Source organism: Amycolatopsis sp. SID8362, assembly GCF_010550475.1.
GTDB lineage: Bacteria > Actinomycetota > Actinomycetes > Mycobacteriales > Pseudonocardiaceae > Amycolatopsis > Amycolatopsis eburnea.
Genome location: NZ_JAAGNB010001364.1, coordinates 1 through 15,886 on the forward strand (window position 1 = coordinate 1; position 15,886 = coordinate 15,886).

Below are 15,886 nucleotides of genomic sequence, written 5' to 3' on the forward strand. Positions count from 1 at the left end.
CGCCCCGGCGACGTTCGCGGCGACCCGGCCGAGCGCCGGCAGGACCAGCCCGGGCAGGACCGCCAGCACCACACACGCCAGCGCGGCCAGGCCCATCCCGGCGAGCATGCTCGGCGGGCTCTCGTGTGCGTGCTCCGCGGCGGTGCCGCGCGGGCGGGCCAGAAAGCCGACCCCGAAGGCCTTCACGAACGTCGCCACCGCCAGCCCCGCGGTCAGCGCGACCGCGGCCACGGCCAGTGGCATGGCGATCGCCGTGGCGACCCCGGCCGCCGGCAACCCGTGGATCAACGCCTGCACCAGCAACCACTCCGACACGAACGCCGTCCCTGGCGGCAGCGCCGACGCCGCCAGCGCACCCCAGCCGAACAACGCCGTCGTCACCGGCATCCGCGCGCGCAAGCCACCGAGCACGTCCAGGTCCCGGGTTCCGGTGCCGTGCACCACCGACCCGGCGCCCAGGAACAGCAGGGTTTTGAAGGCCGCGTGCCCGAGCACGTGCAGCAACGCCGCCGCCAGCGCCAGGCCGGCGAGGTCACGCCGGCCGGAGGAGGCGAACAACCCGGCCGCGCCGACCCCGACGAGCACCAGGCCCATGTTCTCGGTCGTCGAGTAGCCGAGCAGCTGTTTCAGGTCGGTGCCCATGGCCGCCTGGAGGATCCCGTACACCGCGGACACCGCGCCGAGCGCCAGCACCAGCAGCCACCACCAGCGCGGTCCGCCGCCGAGCAGGTCGAAGCCGACCCGCACGATCCCGTACACACCCAGGTTGACCATCGACGCGGACATCAGCGCCGAGACGTGGCTCGGCGCCTCCGGATGCGCTCGCGGCAGCCACGCGTGCAGCGGCAGGATCCCCGCCTTCGACGAGAACCCGGCCAGCGTCAGGACGAACACCACGTTCGCCGTCGAAGCCGGCAGGTGCGCGGACCGCAGCGCGGCGAAGCTGTCCTCGCCCGTGACGAGCAGTCCGATCAGGATCGTGATCAGCCCGAGGTGGGTCATCACCGCGTACCAGCGGCCCGCGCGCGCCACCTCCGGCCGCCGCCGGTGCTCGGCCAGCACCAGCAGCAACGACGCCAGCGCCATCAGTTCCCAGCACACCAGGAACGTGCCCACGCTCGCCGCGGCGGGCACCAGCAGCATCGCCACCACGAAAACCGGGAACGCGGCCTGGAGGCCCCGGGAGTCCAGGCCGCCGCGGGCGTAGGAGATCCCGTAGATCCCGGTCGCGATCGCGACCGCACCGGTGACCGCGACGAACAGCCCGCCCAGCGCGTCGAGGGTGAACGACACCCCGGACAACGGCAGAACCGCCGGCAGCGAAAGGGAAAACGTCTGTCCGGTCAGCGCCGCGACACCCGCGGCGACCCCGGCGGCGCCGGTGAACGCCGTACCGATCCCGGTCACCGCCGGCCGCACGCGCGCCGGCCCGACCGATGCCAGCACCGCGCTGAAAACTCCCACCGCCACTGCGGCGGCCAGGCCGGCCTCCACGAAGTTCATCGGCCGGTCAGCTTCCGCAGCCCCTCGACGATCGCCTCCGGACGTGGCGGGCACCCGGCGATCTCCAGATCGACCGGGAGAACGTCCGACACCGCGCCGACCACGCCGTAGGCACCGGCGAACGCCCCGCAGTTGCAGGCACAGTCCCCGACCGCGACGACCAGCCGCGGCGCCGGTGTCGCGTCGTACGTGCGCCGCAGCGGCTCGGCCATGTTGCGGGTCACCGGACCCGTCACCAGTAACGCGTCCGCGTGCCGGGGCGAAGCCACCAGCCGGGCGCCGTAGCGGTCGGCGTCGTACACCGGCCCGAAAGCCGAACCGATCTCCACCTCGCACCCGTTGCACGACCCGGCGTCCACGTGCCGCACCTGCACCGAACCCGCCAGGTGCGCCGCGACCTCCGGGCGCGGGCCATCGGGCCGCGGCGGCGCGGGCTCGGCCACCCGCCCGGTGCGGCGGATCTTGCGCCACAAACTCAGCACATTCGTCACCCGTACTCTGAACTCTTCAGCAGTTGCCAATCTTAGCAAGTCTGAAAACGGCGGAGCGGCAATGGACCACATCGAGGGATGCGCGGCGCGTGGGCCCGGCGTCGGCGACGTGATGACCAGGACTGTCGTGACCGTGGTGCGGGACACCCCGTACCGGGAGGTCGTCGGCACGATGATCGCTCGCGACCTCGACGCGATCCCGGTCATCGACCACGTCGGTCACCCGGTCGGCGTGATCGCCGACGGCGACCTGCTCCCGAAGCTGGAGTTCCGCTGCGACACGTCCCTGCCACCGCTCGTGGCGGGACCGCGCACGCGGGTCCGCTGGCGCAAGGCCACCGGATTGACCGCGGCCGACATGATGACGACCCCGGTCAGCGGCATCGCGGCCGACCGGCTCGCCGGTGGCGTACCCGGCGTCCTAGCGGTGCGGAACAACCTCCGTCACGACTTCGACGACCTGCACATCACCGGCCTCTGACCAGCGACCCGGTCGACGTGCGCGCACTCACCCGCCGTGCGGGCCCGAGCCCTTCGCCCCGGCCGAGACGGTCGTCGTGCGCAGATCGTCCAGCAGCTCGATCCGCCCGGCGAGCACGCCGGTCAGGATCTGCCGCGCGACCTTCAGCAGTTCCGCCACGTGCGGGGTGTTCAGGGAGTAGTAGACGGTCGAGCCTTCCTTGCGGGTGGCCACCAGACCGGCCCGGCGGAGGACGGCCAGCTGCTGCGACAGGTTGGCGGGCTCGATCCCCACCTCCGGCAGCATTTCGGCGACCGCGTGCTCACGTTCGCTCAGCAGCTCCAGGACCCGGATCCGGGCGGGGTGCCCCAGCGTCTTGAAGAACTCGGCCTTCGCCTGATAGAGCGGCCTGCTCATCGGACACTCCCCGCCGCCGACACCACCTACGGTTTCATAGCTTAGCAACTTTGAAACCATTAGCGCCGGTCAGCCGACACGCTCGCCGTCGGCGAAGATCGCGCCGGTCGGGCCGCCCTCGGGCAGGGTCGCGGCTTCGGCGATCCACCCGGCGGCCACCGACGGCGGCACGTCTTCCTCGCTCGTGCCCAGCTCGGGGTGCGTGTCCGCGCGGCCGGGGTCGACGGTGTTCACGAGCACCTTCGTGCCGCGGAACGCCGCGGCGAGCATGACGGTGAGCTGGTTGAGCGTGTGCTTGGCGAAGGAGTACGCGGGCGCACCCACGTCACCGGGGTGCTCGGCCAGGTACGTGATCTGCTGGTACGCGCCGCTGGAGATGTTGACCACGCGCGCGGCGGACGCCGCCTCGAGCAGCGGGCGCAGCGCGAGCACGAGGCCCCACGGGCCCACCACGTCGACGTCGAACGCCGCCTGGATGTCCTCGATCCGGGCGTCCAGCGCGGTCGGCGTCTCCACGTCGGGGAACACGCTCGCATTGTTGATCAGTGCGTCGAGCCGTCCGTGCGCGGACCGGATCCGCTCCGCGACGCCGGGGAACGCTGCCGTGTCACCGAGGTCGAGCCCGAAGCCCTCCGCGCTGTGTCCCTCCGCGCGCAGCGCCGCCGCCTGCTCTTCGGCCTGCGCGGCGGTGCGCGCGGTGACGATGACGTGGAAGCCCCGCTGCGCGAGCGCGCGGGCCGTGGCGACACCGAGGCCGGTGGCGCGGCCCGCGCCGGTGACGAGCGCGATCTTCCGGTTCGCCGGCATCTGTTCCGCCTTTCGGTCGACGCGGTGGATCAGTCGGTGACGTACCACTTTCCGCCGCGCAGTTCGAGGACGGCGTCGCCCAGGTCGCTGTCGGTGAACTTGGCCGCGGACCGCACCGCCTTCGCCGGGATCTCGACCTTCGTCGACGTTTCACTGATGCGGCCGCGGTCCACAGTGGCGCTCAGCAACGCCTTCCGCTGCGCGGCGGAGAACATGCTGAACGTGATCGGGAACGTCTGCTCGCACGGCCCGAAGCCTTCGTCCTCCGCCTTTTTCGCGGCGGGTGCGGCGATCTCGCAGGCCGTGGCGAGGTCCTGCTTGCCCACCGCGTGCAGGAAGGTCTCGTACCGCTCGACGGCCCCGGCGGCCTTCTTCACCGACGTCGTCGGCGGCAGCTCGGTGGTCGCGGGAGCCGAGGACGGCGCGGCGGACGTCGATGCCGTGGCGGCGCTCGACGACGCCGGCGCCGCCGAAGTGCTTCCCCCGCCGGAACACCCGGCGATCAGCAGGACGGCACCGGTGGCCAGGAACGGGAGAGCGCGCACGGACATGGAACACCTTTCGCCGGGGAATCGGGCCGGAGCATAAGCGACGACGACCGGGCCACGCGGCGAAACCGGGTACCCCGCACCGAAATGACCGGATCCGGCCACTGTCCGGTCCACAATGGCCGGTCAGCTTCCCGCAGCGCGGCCGGCGCGGCGGGACAGCTCGGCGAACGCCGTACGCAGCTCCGGCGGCGCGACCACCTCGATCTCGGCGTCGAAGCGGGCCAGCGCCGCCGCGAGGGCGGCCCAGGACCACGATCCCGTCGTCAGCCTGGTCCGCCCGGCGCCGAGTTCCTCGACGACGCCGTCGCCGGCGAACGGGGCGACCTCCGCCGCGGGCAGGTCGAGGATCACCTCGCCGCGGCAGGGCCAGGCGTTCGCGCCCTCGGAGCCCTTGAACCGGGCCGACAGGAAGGCGGCCACGTCGCCGCCCGGGACTTCACGGGGAGCGAACCTCGGTCCGTTCGGGACCCGCGGGGTCATCCGGTCGGCGCGGTAGGTCCGCCAGTCCTCGCGGCCGGGGTCCCAGCCGACGACGTACCAGCGCCCGGCCCGCACCACGAGGTGGTGCGGCTGCACCCGGCGGGGCGGCCCCGGCTCGGCATCGCCGGGGTGCCCCGGCGAACGGTAGTCGAACCGCAGCTCCTCCCGGGCGCGGACCGCGGCGCTCAGCGTCAGCAGGACCTCCGTGTCGACCTGGGGATCGGCGCCGCGTCCGGCCGCGCTGATCTCGAGGGCGTCGACGCGCTGCCGCAGCCGCGACGGCAGCACCTGCCGCACGGTGGTCAGAGCCCGCGCGGCCGCCTCCTCGATGCCCGCGCCCGTCCCGACGGCGATCCGCAGCGCCACCGCGAGCGCGACCGCCTGCTCCTCGTCGAACAGCAGCGGCGGCAGCTCGCTGCCCGCTTCGAGCCGGTAGCCACCGTCGGGCCCTTTGACCGCCTGGACGGGGTAACCGAGCTCGCGCAGCCGGTCGACGTCGCGCCGCACCGTCCGCTCGCTGACGCCCAGCCGCTCGGCGAGCAGGCCGCCCGGCCAGTCACGGCGGGCCTGCAGCAGCGAAAGCAGCGACAGCAGCCGGCTGGAGGTCGTCGTCGAAGAGGCGATCGGCATGTTTTCAGGATGCCACGAGTAGGGGACGTACCCTGACCGCTACTCACGCGACAGTGGCACCTGTCGCCGGAATCGCCGGCGGTGGAAAACCTCGTAAAGGACCGGAACACCATGCCGCTCAACGCTGTCGCCCACCTGAACTTCCACGGCGAGGCCCGTGAAGCCCTCGAGTTCTACCAGTCGGTGTTCGGCGGGCAGCTCACCATCGCCACCTACGCCGACTTCGGGATGCCCGCCGAGCTGCCCGGCGCCGGTCACGTCGTGTTCGGTCAGGTCGTCGCGGACAACGGCTTCCGCGTCATGGCCTACGACGTGCCCGGCCAGGCCGCGCCGGCCACCCCGGCCGCACCCCGCACGCGTCGCGAAAACGGCACCACGATCACCACGGAGCCGTTCTTCCTCTCCGTCCGCGGGGAAAGCGTCGACGAGGTCGCCCCGGTGTGGGCGGGCCTCGCCAAGGGAGCGACCGTGATCGAGGAGTTCGGCCCCGCCCCGTGGTCGCCCGGCTTCGGGATGCTGGCCGACCGCTTCGGCGTCACCTGGATCGTGGACGTCGCGACCGAGTACGCGCAGGCCTGACGTACCCCGCCGGGGGTGCGGCCCGCCCCGGCCGCACCCCCACCACCACAGGAGAAACCCCATGCGCACCCGCCCGCTCGGCCGGACCGGTATCCAGGTCAGCGCCTACACCCTGGGCACCATGATGTTCGGCCCGAACGGCAACCCCGACCCCGGCGAGTGCGTGCGGATCGTCCACCGCGCCCTCGACGGCGGCATCACCGCCATCGACACCGCCGACGTCTACGGCGGCGACGGCGAGTCCGAGAAGATCGTCGGGAAGGCCTTGCGCGGCCGTCGCGACGACGTCGTTCTCGCCACGAAGTTCAACGGCTCGATGGGACCCGGCGCCAACCAGCGCGGCAGCTCCCGCCGGTGGATCGTCGCCGCGGTCGAAGGGTCGCTGCGCCGCCTGGGGGTCGACCACATCGATCTCTACCAGGCCCACCACCCCGAGCCCGGCACGGACGTCGAGGAAACCCTCGGCGCGCTGACCGACCTGCTGCGCGCGGGCAAGGTCCGGGCGATCGGCCACTCCAACCTGCCCGCGTCGGACATCGTCGAGGCCCAGTGGGTGGCGCAGCGCGGCGGGCTGGCCCGGTTCCGCTCCGAACAGCCGCACTACTCGATCCTCAACCGCGGGATCGAACGCGAGATCCTGCCGGTCTGCGAACGCTATGGCCTGGGTGTCCTGGTGTGGAGCCCCCTGGCGATGGGCCTGCTCGCCGGCCGCCTCCGCCGGGGCAACGGGGAAACGGCGTCGGCCGGCCGGCTGCACTGGGCGCGGCAGCACATGACCGACGATCGCAAGCTCGACGCCGTCGAAGCCCTCGCCCAGGTCGCCGACCAGGCCGGGCTGTCGCTGCCCCACCTCGCACTGGCGTTCGCGACCGCGCACCCGGCGGTCTCCTCGGCGATCATCGGCCCGCGCACGCCCGAGCAGCTCGACGACCTGCTCGCGGGAGCCGGCACGCTCCTCGACGACGGCGTGCTCGACCGCATCGACGAGATCGTGCCGCCGGGCACCGACGTCGGGCCGGTCGACGTGGCGTACGTCCCTCCCCCGCTCGAGCAGCCGGCACTCCGGCGCCGCACCATCGAAACCCGGGCGGCACAGCCGGAGGGACGCCGCGGCTACCGCCCGGCCAGCTCGGCGACGACCGGCGCGAGTGCACCGGCACCGGCGGCACCGACCACGAAGTAGGAGAACCCGATCTCCTCGCGCCGCCGCTGGATCTCCTCGGCGGCGGCCGCGGGATCAGCGGGCAGGAACGCCAGGGAGTCCGCGGCCCGGACCTCCGCGGGATCGGTGCCGGGACCGGCCATGAACGCCGCGACCGAGTCGCCGACCACCGGGACGTGCAACGCCAGTTCCGCGCCACGACGGTTGTCGAACCGTTCCACCCGCTGCGCCGTCGTGGCCCGCGTCTCGGTCTGCGGCATCACGAAGGTCACCGTGTCGGCCAGCTCGGCGGCGACGGCTTCCGCCTTCGGACCGCCCACGGCCATGACCACCGGGGTGTGCCGGTCCGGGCCGTCGAGGTCGCGCAGTGCCGCGACGACGTCACGCACCTGGCTCGCCCGTTCACCCACCGGGGTGGGCGGCAGCCCCAGCTCACGGAGCTGGTCGGCGATCCCCGGCCGCCCGGTGCCGATGCCCAGCTCGAACCGGCCTTCGGTGAGCACCGACAGCGAGTGCGCCTCCCACGCGGTGATCCACGCGGGCCGGACCGGAGAGGCGTACACCCAGGTGCCCACGCGCAGGCCGGTGACGGTCGCCGCCACCGCGAGCGCCGGGCCCGGTGCCGGCTGCCACTGCGGCACGTCGGGCATCAAGATCGTCGAGTAGCCGCTGTCGGCCAGCCGCCGTAGCTGATCACGCCAGGTCGGCAGGTCCGTGGTGATCGGCGCGACGACTCCGAACCGCAGCGGCCTGTTCGTCGGGTGGTCCGTCATGGTGAAGCCCCTTCGCGTGCGCCCGGCCTGGTGCCGGGTTCGTATCTTCCACGAACGGGTCCCGGGGTATCCGACAGGCTGGGCTCTCAAAATCCGAAGTGGACCCGGATGGCCGTGCTGCCGCTGCCGGTGTGCAGGCGGACCAGGTCGGACATGTGGTTGACCAGCAGCAGGCCGCGGTTGCGGTGCTGGTCCGGCGGGACCGGGTGCCGCCCAGCCAGGGGGTCGGTCAGGGTGCCCTGGTCGTCGACCTGGCAGACGAGTTGCGCGTCGGCGGTCCAGATCCGCAGCCTGCCGGAGCCGCCGCCGTGGTCGATGCTGTTGGTGACCAGTTCGGTCACGACCAGTTCCACGTCGACGACCTGGTCCTCGGACAGACCCGCGTGGCGCGCCCGCGTGCGGGCGAGCTCCCGGGCCTGGGCCAGATTGGCCGCGTCGACGGTGAGCTCGGCGGCGTCGGCCGGCGCGGGCAGCGGCTGGTTGTAGGCGGTGATGACCGCCTCGGGATCGTAGGCCGGGCTGGTGCGCTGACCCGCGCTGTCGATGAGCACGGGATGGGTGGCTTCGGCGTCGGCCAGCACCACCGGGGTCAGGTTCCGCGTGTCGTAGGGACAGAGGATGGTGACGTCCCGGCCAGCGAAGGCCAGGTTGATCAGCGCTTCGTGCTGAACGCAGGCCGGGTATTCGTGGTCGCTGCGGTCCGGCCAGATCGGTTCGCCGATGATCCGGACCGGTCCGCCGGGGTGGGAGTCGGCGAACGCGCGGAGCACGCCGGGGATGATCCGGCCGGGGTTCCGCCCGGCTGTCGTCATGTCCATCAGCAGTACGCGGTCGGCGTCGGCGCCGAGTCCGGCGCGCAGCGGGGCGAGGTTGTACCCGGGAACCGCGACGGCGACCGGTTCGCCCGCGGCGAGGCCGGACCGGACGAAGGGGACGGTGCCGGCGAGGTACTCGTCGGCGTCCCGGTAGAACAGGGCGGGATGGGTGAACGGCTCGGCAGCACGCCCCTCGACGTGCGTACTCAAGACGCTTCCAGCTCTTCGATCACGATTTTCACCGGTTCGGTGGGGTACAGCAATGTCAACATCCTACGCAGGCCCAGCGGCGGGCGAGCGAGCGTGAGGGGCGCCGGGCCGGACCGGCGGCCGGCCGCGGCGACCAGCAGGTCCGTGCCGCGGACGTCGATGAACGACAGCCGGGACAGCTCCAGCCTGCCGGGTGCGCCGTCCGAGGTCGCCGATTCCAGCGCGCCCCGCCAGACGTCGCGCGTGCTCAAATCGACCTCGCCGATCACCCGCAGCCCGCCTTGACCCGGCAACCGCGTCACCCGCAACCGGCTGCGATGCGCATCAGTCACGCCGGCCAGCCTATCGAGGACCGAACCTGTCCGCATCCGGTGTCAGGCTGGGCAGCGCAAGCCCCGACTACCACCGGAGAACCCCGATGAGCCGACAGGTCCAGATCACGTTCGACGCCCACGACCCCCGAGCGCTTTCGTCGTTCTGGCGCGAGGTGCTGGATTACGTCCACCCCGCGCCGCCCGGTGTCGAGCTGGCCGAGGGTGCCGATCCGCTCGCGGCGTGGGACGAGTTCCTCGAGCGGGCCGGGGTGCCGGAAGACCGGCGCAACAGCAGCTCCGCCGTCGAAGACCCCGACGGTCAGGGCCCGCGCCTGTTCTTCCAGCAGGTGCCGGAGGGCAAGACCGCGAAGAACCGGGTCCACCTCGACGTCCGAAGCGCACCCGGGCTGCGGGGTGCCGAGCGGATGGCGGCGCTGGAAGCGGAGTGTGAACGGCTGATCGCCCTCGGCGCGACCCGGGTGCGCCGGTTCGAGCCCGAGCCTCCGCTCAGCGCCGGGTTCATCGTGCTGACCGACCCCGAAGGCAACGAATTCTGCCTGGATTGACCACGGCGGGGAGCGGGCACCCCCTCCCCATGGAGGTACACCGGCCAGGGCCGCTGCGGTGGATCCAGTACGTCTACGGACGCCGGCTGCCCGACACCTACCGCGGCTGGGTCCTGCACGACGCCACCGCGCGGACCTGGCTGCTGCGGTTCGCCGCCCGGATCTGCGCCGAAGCCCTGCCGTGGCTGGTCGCGGCCTTCGTCGTCCTCGTGACCCTCACCCCGGTGCCGCTGCCGCTGGTGTTCACCATGCTCGCGCTGAGCCTGTTCCTCAGCCTGTTCTTCACCATGACGATGGCGGACGAACTCGCCGAAGTCCGGCTCACCAAGCACGGCTTCCCGCCCGGCACCGGAAAGCGCGTCCGCGCCGCGCACGGCCGCCCGGCCACCTGGCCGTGATCTCACCTGTGGTGCAATTCTTTACCAAGCCAACAAAGAACTTTTACTCCGCAAACCGCACGCTCGAGAAGTGAGAAATTGGCCAACGAGACGTTTCCCGCACTAGACGATCAGGTCTTTTCCGCGCATTGAACGTCGGTTACAGTCCCGACCGGATCAACCCGGGGAGGACTTCATGGTGTTGCGCGCTCTTGTCGTGGTGCCCGCATTGCTGGCGGGAATGGCGTTGAGCACGGGCCAGGCCCAGGCGAGCACCACCCCGGCACACCCCGAATCCGACTTCATGGGTTCGATGGTGCACCGCGTGGAAGGCCACAGCACGGCCCGCAGCACCGCGCGCGTGGCCGCCGCCGCGACGACCGGCGGCGCGCCGGGCATGGACGTCAGCCACTGGCAGAACTCCGTGGACTGGACCACCGCCGCCGCGAACGGGGCCACCTTCGCCTACATGAAGGCCACCGAAGGCACCACCTACGTCGATCCGCAGTTCGCGGCCAACTACGCGGGCTCGGCCAACGCCGGGCTGATGCGCGGCGCCTACCACTTCGCGCTGCCCGACACCTCCTCCGGCGCCGCACAGGCCGGCTACTTCCTCGGCCAGGGCGGCGGCTGGGTCGCCGACGGGCACACCCTGCCGCCGGTGCTGGACATCGAGTACAACCCCTACGGCACCGCCGACTGGGCAGGCTGGTGCTACGGCCTCACCCCGGCGCAGATGACCGCGTGGATCACCGACTTCACCACCACCGTCCACGACCGCACCAACCGCTGGCCCGCCATCTACACGACCAACGGCTGGTGGGCCACCTGCACCGGCGGCGACACCGGTACCGCCGCGAACAGTCCACTGTGGATCGCCCACAACGGCACCGACCCCGGCACCATCCCCGGCGGCTGGACCAGCTACACCTTCTGGCAGTACGCCGATTCCGGCGTCTTCCCCGGTGACCAGGACTCCTTCAACGGCACCGCCGACCAGGTCCGCGCGGCCGCGCTGGGCAGCGGGCCGGACAAGATCGCCGAGCACTACGCCGCGCTCGGTGGCGCCGCGTCCTACCTGGGCACCCCGGTCGGCGGCGAAACCCCGGTCGCCGGCGGCTGGGAGCAGAAGTACACCGGTGGCGTCATCGACTACTCCCCCAACACCGGCGCGTGGGCGGTGCACGGCGACCTCCTGACCGCCTACCAGCGGCTCGGCGGCCCCGGCGGAGCGCTCGGGTTCCCGGTCGGCGACGAGACCACCACCTCCGACGGCGTCGGGCGCTACAACGACTTCGCCATCGGCTCGATCTACACGAGCCCGAGCACCGGCGCGCACAGCGTGCAAGGCGAAATCCGGAAGAAGTGGCGGGCGCTCGGCGCGGAGAAGGGCCTCGGCTACCCGACCACCGACGAGACCGCCACCCCCGACGGCACCGCGCGCTACAACCACTTCAGCACGGCCGCGTCGATCTACTGGACCCCGAGCACGGGCGCGCACAACGTCCAGGGCGAGATCCGCAAGAAGTGGGCCGCACTCGGCTGGGAACGCGGCCTCGGCTACCCCACCACCGACGAGTCGAGCACCCCCGACGGCGTCGCCCGTTACAACCACTTCACGACCAACTCGTCCATTTACTACACGGTCAACACCGGCGCCCACAGCGTCCAGGGCGAGATCCGCAAGAAGTGGGCCGCACTCGGCTGGGAACGCGGCCTCGGCTACCCCACCACCGACGAATCGGGCACCCCGGACGGCGTCGGGCGCTACAACCACTTCACCAACTCCGCCTCGATCTACTGGACCGCCGCCACCGGCGCGTGGTCGATCCACGGCGCCATCCGGGACAAGTGGGCGTCGCTCGGCTGGGAACGCAGCGCGCTCGGCTACGTCACCAGCGACGAGTACGGCGTGTCCATCGGGCGCCGCAACGACTTCCAGCACGGTGGCATCACCTACAACACGACCACGGGCGCGACCCAGGTCACCTACAGCTGACGTCCTGGCGCAGCCGGGTCAGCTGCCGACGCCCAGGGCCGCGAGCAGCACGAGCACGACGGTGACGACCGCGACGAGCCCGTGGGCGCCGACCACCACGACCGGGAAGTGCTGTTCGGGCGCCGGGTCCGCGGTCGCGGCGCGGGCGCGGTAACCGGGGATCCAGCGGGCCAGCATGGTGAAGCCCAGCAAGGCGACCGGCACCAGCAGTACGAATGCGATCCACGCGAGGGTCCTGCCGCCGGCGATCAGGTAGACGATCCACAGGACCAGCCCGGCCGCGGCGAGGGCGAAGTGCCCGAAGACCAGTCCCGGGTTGAACCGGCTGCGGCCGGGCTCGCGCGTGCCGCCCTTGGCGATCCAGGTGCCCAGCATGACGAATCCGCCGACGGCCGTGACCAGCCAGGCGATCAGCGCGGCGATGTCCATGAGACGCCTCCTCGGTGTGGTGGTGGAACGGGATGGTTCAGGAGCCGTGCCGGGCCGCGGGCCGGTAGCCCTCGGCCTGGGTGGTTTCGGCGGCGACGCGGACACCGTAGTGGTAGGCCAGCTTTCCGCCGAGGTAGCCGGACGCGGCGAGCGCGACGAGCGCGGCCACCGACAGGACCAGCGGGCCGATCCCGACCGGACCGGGTCCGGCCGAGGCCGCGCGGCGCCAGAAGAAGCCGGCGACGTAGGCCGCGGTGACCACGAGGTTGAGGCTCATGTGCGTCAGCCCGGTGCGGAACGCCGGCGTGCCGGTGGGGATGGCCAGCAGGTCGAGGGTGCCGATCAACGCCGCGGCGAGCGCGCCGATCACCCCGATCGCGATGAGCCAGACGGAGCCGCGCGCCAGGAAACCGGGGTCGTCGACGATCCGCGAGCCGATGTCGAAGACCAGGCTGGAGACCCAGGCGCCGATCGGGACGGTGACCAGGATCGGGTGGAACGGGTGCCCGTACGGGCCGGCCAGCGCAGCGCTCACCGGCTGCTTCGCCTGGTGGAGTTCTTCGGTCATGGTCAGCTCCTTTTCGCCAGCAAAGTTTGGTCTTATTATCGAAGCTGGTCAAGCCAAGGAGGTGAGCGCTACCCGATCGGAGTTACAGCCATGACGATCGGTGTTAGCCTGCTGCCATGGACCAGGAGCCGATCCGCGCGCTCGCCGCGTTGGACGATCCGCTGCGGAGCGGCATGTACACCCACATCCGGCAGGCCCGGCACCCGGTCACCCGCGACGAGGCCGCCGAAGCGGTCGGGATCTCCCGCAAGCTCGCGGCCTTCCACCTGGACAAGCTGGTCGCCGCCGGCCTGCTGCGGACGCGTTACGAGTTCGTCGGCGGAATCCGCAAGGTCGGCCGCGCGCCCAAGGTTTACGAGCCTTCCGAGCTCGAAGTGCAGGTCAGCATCCCGCCCCGCCAGCACGACGTCCTCGCCGAGATCCTGCTGGACGCCGTCCTCGACGAAGGCAAGGGCGAAACCGCGCGGGAGGCGACGCTGCGCACGGCGCACCGGCACGGCGAAGCACTGGGTTCGGCGGAACGCGAACTGGCCCGCCCGGGACGCCTCGGCACCGAACGGGCGTTGACGCTCACGTCGGCGGTGGTCGAGCGCCACGGCTTCGAACCGGATCGGGCGACACCGACCTGCCTGCGGCTGCGCAACTGCCCGTTCCACCCGCTGGCGGCGAAGGCTCCCGATCTGGTGTGCGGCATCAACCAGGCCTTCCTGAGCGGCCTGCTGCACGGCCTTCAGGCTCCCACCGTCGAAGCCGTCCTCGATCCCCGCGCGGGCGAATGCTGTGTGGAATTGCGGCCCGCATCGCCTGGCGAGGTCTGACGCACGGCCTCACGAGGGCATTTCCGCCGGAATTCACCGGGAAAGCAGGTCCGGCCGGACTCCGGCGATCTGCTCGGTCAACTGCCGGACCATGGTGCCGTTCGGCAGTTTCAATTCCACTTCCGGACCGGGGGTGGGCAACCGGTTCAGCAGCGCCGAATGGCGGGTGGCGAAGTTCCGGTCCACCGGCGTGAACACCAGTGCCGACAGCACGGCTTTCGAGTTCGGGTCGTCCTTGACCGGCGGGCGCGGTTCGCGGCCGCGGACCGCGCGCAATTCCTCCCACGCGATCAGGTCGGATTTGCGGCCCGCTCGCCACCACAGTCCCCGTTCGTCGACGACGAAGCGATGCCTGCGGGGGACGGAGCCGATCATGAGCAGCAGGCCGCCCAGTGCGAGCGCGCCGAACAGGAACGAGATGGCGGTCGGGGAGACGGCTTTGGTTCTGGGTGTTGCCGAATGGCCGCCGAATTCCGGGAAGAGGGCGACCAACCCGAAGAAGACGCACATGGCCAGTCCGCCGATGAACAACCATCGGCCGGACCGGTACTCGACAACAGGCGTCCCCGGCTCCGGTGACCATGTCTCTTCCGCCACGACCGGCACCCTAGCTTCCGCGGTGGCCGTCAGTGCGGCCGGGACAGGTCGCCGGGCTTGAAGCCTTCCACCGTGTCGGTCACCGGTTTGTCCAGCGCCGCCTTGTTCTCCGCCGCGTAGACCCAGCGCAACCCGGCCGCCGAACCGGCGCCGATGGCCTCGTGCTCGTAGAAGATCTTGCCGTCGCCCTGGTAGCCGGAAGCCGTGTAGCCGTTCTCGTCGGCGGAGCGGAACGTCACCCGGCCGCCGTCCCCGGTCACCGAAGCGACCACCTGGGCCAGCTTCTCCGCCGGCCGCAGGCCCACCGAGTTCGTTCCCCACACCGTCAGCGTCGCGCCGAGATCGGCGTTGGTGAACCGCGTTCCCTCGCCGTTCTCCGGGACCCACGACGACGCCGTGTAGCCCGGCGGCACCGGCAAGGTGAAGCCGAAGCGGGGGTTCGTGTAGGTCCCGGCACCGGGCCGCGCGGACGTCGGGGGCGGTGCCGAAGACACGGCGGGCACCGGCGTGCCCAGCATCGTCAGGACCTTCGGCTGCAGCAGGTCGGCGAGCTCGCCGTAGGGCAGCACCACGGTCTCGTTGCCGGCTGCCGTGGCGCAGCCGAGGTCGTACCACAGCACCTCGAACTCGGCGCCGGCGTCGGTGAACCCGAACGTCGCGGCCGGGACGTGGTCGCCGCCGCCGGGCCGCTCCGCGGCGTCGATGCTGACCCGCCGCTCCGGGTAGCCCACGACCGTGGGCACGGTGCAGAAGCCGTTCTTGGTGTGCGGGGCCAGGCGCTGGGTCAGCGTCCGCATGCCCGCGGCCGTCAGGACCTCGGGCCGGAACACGTCGCGGGGACCCAGCACCTGGCCGGTGGCGAGGTCCACGGAGAGCGCTTCGGGGAACCGCCAGGTGGTGTGCGACAGCACGGCCGAGTCGAGATCGTGGTCGTACCGCACGGAAAGCAGGCCCGGTGCCTGTCGCAGGACCCGCGCGGACGAGCGCATCGCGACGGTTTCGCCCTCCTGCCGGACCCGCTCGAGCGTGCTCGGCTCGGCGACACCGTCCTTGATGGACTTCAGCCGCTTGTCGGCCGGGGCGCGCAACGCGTCGTTGACCCGTTGCCGGACCGCGGCGTCCGCGCCGCCGGACACCTGCGGGTACTGGAGGTCGTAGCTGATCGGCAGTGCCGGGTCCCGGCCGGTCATGGTCTGCATGGCCACCGACAGCGGTGCGGGCGGCGCGGGCGGGTCGTCCCCGCGCGGGATGAGGAACAGCCCGCCGGCGACCAGCCCGCCGACGATCGCGACCGCGATGGCGATCTTGCCCGCCACCGCCGCGGTCACGCCGGTCCCGGT

The 15,886-nt window shown here is 71.8% G+C and carries 19 protein-coding genes and 1 pseudogene; 7 read left to right on the forward strand and 13 right to left on the reverse strand.

From position 1 onward, the window contains the following. On the reverse strand, positions 1–1,503 hold a 1,503-nt coding region (locus G3I65_RS41700), incomplete at its 3' end, for a proton-conducting transporter membrane subunit (RefSeq protein WP_160700971.1). Next, positions 1,500–1,994, reverse strand: a complete 495-nt coding sequence (locus tag G3I65_RS41705) for an NADH-quinone oxidoreductase subunit B family protein (RefSeq protein ID WP_309235966.1) — start codon at positions 1,992–1,994, stop codon at positions 1,500–1,502. The genes G3I65_RS41705 and G3I65_RS41700, both read right to left, overlap by 4 nt. A 61-nt stretch (positions 1,995–2,055) precedes the next feature. On the opposite strand from G3I65_RS41705, the gene G3I65_RS41710 reads away from it, so the two are divergent. After that, a complete protein-coding gene (locus tag G3I65_RS41710; protein ID WP_160700972.1) occupies positions 2,056–2,475 on the forward strand; it encodes a CBS domain-containing protein in 420 nt (139 codons plus the stop codon). Between the two features lie 27 nt (positions 2,476–2,502). On the opposite strand, the gene G3I65_RS41715 is transcribed toward G3I65_RS41710, so the two are convergent. The 4 genes from G3I65_RS41715 to G3I65_RS41730 all read right to left on the reverse strand — a co-directional run bounded on the left by G3I65_RS41715 (position 2,503) and on the right by G3I65_RS41730 (position 5,339). Next, complete coding sequence (locus tag G3I65_RS41715; RefSeq protein WP_160700973.1) at positions 2,503–2,871, reverse strand: helix-turn-helix transcriptional regulator; 369 nt, start codon at positions 2,869–2,871, stop codon at positions 2,503–2,505. 69 nt (positions 2,872–2,940) lie between these two features. Further along, positions 2,941–3,678 carry an SDR family NAD(P)-dependent oxidoreductase gene (locus tag G3I65_RS41720; protein ID WP_160700974.1) on the reverse strand — a complete coding sequence of 246 codons (738 nt, stop codon included), beginning with the start codon at positions 3,676–3,678 and terminating at the stop codon, positions 2,941–2,943. A gap of 29 nt (positions 3,679–3,707) precedes the next feature. After that, positions 3,708–4,229: a hypothetical protein gene (locus G3I65_RS41725; protein WP_160700975.1), complete on the reverse strand. Its 522-nt coding sequence runs from the start codon at positions 4,227–4,229 to the stop codon at positions 3,708–3,710. 123 nt (positions 4,230–4,352) lie between these two features. After that, positions 4,353–5,339 (reverse strand): YafY family protein, encoded by a 987-nt coding sequence (locus G3I65_RS41730; RefSeq protein WP_160700976.1) that lies wholly within the window; start codon positions 5,337–5,339, stop codon positions 4,353–4,355. 111 nt (positions 5,340–5,450) lie between these two features. Here G3I65_RS41730 and G3I65_RS41735 point away from each other — a divergent pair, with 111 nt between their 5' ends. Together G3I65_RS41735 and G3I65_RS41740 are read left to right on the forward strand one after the other, a co-directional pair. Then, on the forward strand, positions 5,451–5,918 hold the full coding sequence (locus tag G3I65_RS41735) for a VOC family protein (protein ID WP_160700977.1): 468 nt from the start codon (positions 5,451–5,453) through the stop codon (positions 5,916–5,918). 61 nt (positions 5,919–5,979) lie between these two features. Beyond that, positions 5,980–7,101: an aldo/keto reductase gene (locus G3I65_RS41740; RefSeq protein ID WP_160700978.1), complete on the forward strand. Its 1,122-nt coding sequence runs from the start codon at positions 5,980–5,982 to the stop codon at positions 7,099–7,101. Here the strand turns inward: G3I65_RS41740 and G3I65_RS41745 are convergent. The 3 genes from G3I65_RS41745 to G3I65_RS41755 all read right to left on the reverse strand — a co-directional run bounded on the left by G3I65_RS41745 (position 7,032) and on the right by G3I65_RS41755 (position 9,210). Further along, on the reverse strand, positions 7,032–7,853 hold the full coding sequence (locus tag G3I65_RS41745) for an LLM class flavin-dependent oxidoreductase (RefSeq protein WP_160700979.1): 822 nt from the start codon (positions 7,851–7,853) through the stop codon (positions 7,032–7,034). The genes G3I65_RS41740 and G3I65_RS41745 overlap by 70 nt on opposite strands. A gap of 86 nt (positions 7,854–7,939) precedes the next feature. Then, positions 7,940–8,878 (reverse strand): sensor histidine kinase, encoded by a 939-nt coding sequence (locus G3I65_RS41750; RefSeq protein ID WP_160700980.1) that lies wholly within the window; start codon positions 8,876–8,878, stop codon positions 7,940–7,942. Further along, the gene (locus G3I65_RS41755) at positions 8,875–9,210 is read right to left on the reverse strand and encodes an STAS domain-containing protein (RefSeq protein ID WP_309235968.1); all 336 of its coding nucleotides are present in this window, start codon (positions 9,208–9,210) and stop codon (positions 8,875–8,877) included. Before G3I65_RS41755 ends, G3I65_RS41750 begins: the two co-directional genes overlap by 4 nt. An 86-nt stretch (positions 9,211–9,296) precedes the next feature. Between G3I65_RS41755 and G3I65_RS41760 the strand changes: the two genes are divergently transcribed. From G3I65_RS41760 to G3I65_RS41770, 3 genes are all read left to right on the forward strand, one after another. Beyond that, the gene (locus tag G3I65_RS41760) at positions 9,297–9,758 is read left to right on the forward strand and encodes a VOC family protein (protein WP_160700981.1); all 462 of its coding nucleotides are present in this window, start codon (positions 9,297–9,299) and stop codon (positions 9,756–9,758) included. Positions 9,759–9,787: 29 nt separating this feature from the next. Then, positions 9,788–10,156, forward strand: coding sequence for a DUF5313 family protein (locus tag G3I65_RS41765; RefSeq protein WP_160700982.1), 369 nt, complete (start codon positions 9,788–9,790; stop codon positions 10,154–10,156). A 175-nt stretch (positions 10,157–10,331) separates the two neighbouring features. Next, positions 10,332–12,134 (forward strand): GH25 family lysozyme, encoded by a 1,803-nt coding sequence (locus G3I65_RS41770; protein ID WP_160700983.1) that lies wholly within the window; start codon positions 10,332–10,334, stop codon positions 12,132–12,134. A gap of 18 nt (positions 12,135–12,152) precedes the next feature. Here the strand turns inward: G3I65_RS41770 and G3I65_RS41775 are convergent, their stop codons facing one another. Together G3I65_RS41775 and G3I65_RS41780 are read right to left on the reverse strand one after the other, a co-directional pair. Beyond that, positions 12,153–12,563 carry a hypothetical protein gene (locus G3I65_RS41775; RefSeq protein ID WP_160700984.1) on the reverse strand — a complete coding sequence of 137 codons (411 nt, stop codon included), beginning with the start codon at positions 12,561–12,563 and terminating at the stop codon, positions 12,153–12,155. Between the two features lie 37 nt (positions 12,564–12,600). Next, a complete protein-coding gene (locus G3I65_RS41780) occupies positions 12,601–13,131 on the reverse strand; it encodes a DUF2231 domain-containing protein (RefSeq protein WP_160700985.1) in 531 nt (176 codons plus the stop codon). Between the two features lie 116 nt (positions 13,132–13,247). On the opposite strand from G3I65_RS41780, the gene G3I65_RS41785 reads away from it, so the two are divergent. Next, positions 13,248–13,949 carry a metalloregulator ArsR/SmtB family transcription factor gene (locus tag G3I65_RS41785; RefSeq protein WP_160700986.1) on the forward strand — a complete coding sequence of 234 codons (702 nt, stop codon included), beginning with the start codon at positions 13,248–13,250 and terminating at the stop codon, positions 13,947–13,949. A 33-nt stretch (positions 13,950–13,982) separates the two neighbouring features. Here G3I65_RS41785 and G3I65_RS41790 read toward each other — a convergent pair whose 3' ends face one another. Both G3I65_RS41790 and G3I65_RS41795 read right to left on the reverse strand, forming a co-directional pair. Then, entirely contained in the window at positions 13,983–14,555 is a 573-nt protein-coding gene (locus G3I65_RS41790) for a hypothetical protein (RefSeq protein WP_309235969.1), read from the reverse strand. 20 nt (positions 14,556–14,575) lie between these two features. Further along, positions 14,576–15,886: pseudogene (locus G3I65_RS41795) on the reverse strand (DUF4163 domain-containing protein); the annotation flags it as partial.

What these genes read in the sequence shown, in the direction of transcription:
- G3I65_RS41710 (WP_160700972.1), top strand. Translation starts at nt 2,056, where the DNA reads ATGGACCACATCGAGGGATGCGCGGCGCGTGGGCCCGGCGTCGGCGAC.
- G3I65_RS41715 (WP_160700973.1), bottom strand. Translation starts at nt 2,871, where the DNA reads ATGAGCAGGCCGCTCTATCAGGCGAAGGCCGAGTTCTTCAAGACGCTG.
- G3I65_RS41720 (WP_160700974.1), bottom strand. Translation starts at nt 3,678, where the DNA reads ATGCCGGCGAACCGGAAGATCGCGCTCGTCACCGGCGCGGGCCGCGCC.
- G3I65_RS41725 (WP_160700975.1), bottom strand. Translation starts at nt 4,229, where the DNA reads ATGTCCGTGCGCGCTCTCCCGTTCCTGGCCACCGGTGCCGTCCTGCTG.
- G3I65_RS41730 (WP_160700976.1), bottom strand. Translation starts at nt 5,339, where the DNA reads ATGCCGATCGCCTCTTCGACGACGACCTCCAGCCGGCTGCTGTCGCTG.
- G3I65_RS41735 (WP_160700977.1), top strand. Translation starts at nt 5,451, where the DNA reads ATGCCGCTCAACGCTGTCGCCCACCTGAACTTCCACGGCGAGGCCCGT.
- G3I65_RS41740 (WP_160700978.1), top strand. Translation starts at nt 5,980, where the DNA reads ATGCGCACCCGCCCGCTCGGCCGGACCGGTATCCAGGTCAGCGCCTAC.
- G3I65_RS41745 (WP_160700979.1), bottom strand. Translation starts at nt 7,853, where the DNA reads ATGACGGACCACCCGACGAACAGGCCGCTGCGGTTCGGAGTCGTCGCG.
- G3I65_RS41760 (WP_160700981.1), top strand. Translation starts at nt 9,297, where the DNA reads ATGAGCCGACAGGTCCAGATCACGTTCGACGCCCACGACCCCCGAGCG.
- G3I65_RS41765 (WP_160700982.1), top strand. Translation starts at nt 9,788, where the DNA reads ATGGAGGTACACCGGCCAGGGCCGCTGCGGTGGATCCAGTACGTCTAC.
- G3I65_RS41770 (WP_160700983.1), top strand. Translation starts at nt 10,332, where the DNA reads ATGGTGTTGCGCGCTCTTGTCGTGGTGCCCGCATTGCTGGCGGGAATG.
- G3I65_RS41775 (WP_160700984.1), bottom strand. Translation starts at nt 12,563, where the DNA reads ATGGACATCGCCGCGCTGATCGCCTGGCTGGTCACGGCCGTCGGCGGA.
- G3I65_RS41780 (WP_160700985.1), bottom strand. Translation starts at nt 13,131, where the DNA reads ATGACCGAAGAACTCCACCAGGCGAAGCAGCCGGTGAGCGCTGCGCTG.
- G3I65_RS41785 (WP_160700986.1), top strand. Translation starts at nt 13,248, where the DNA reads ATGGACCAGGAGCCGATCCGCGCGCTCGCCGCGTTGGACGATCCGCTG.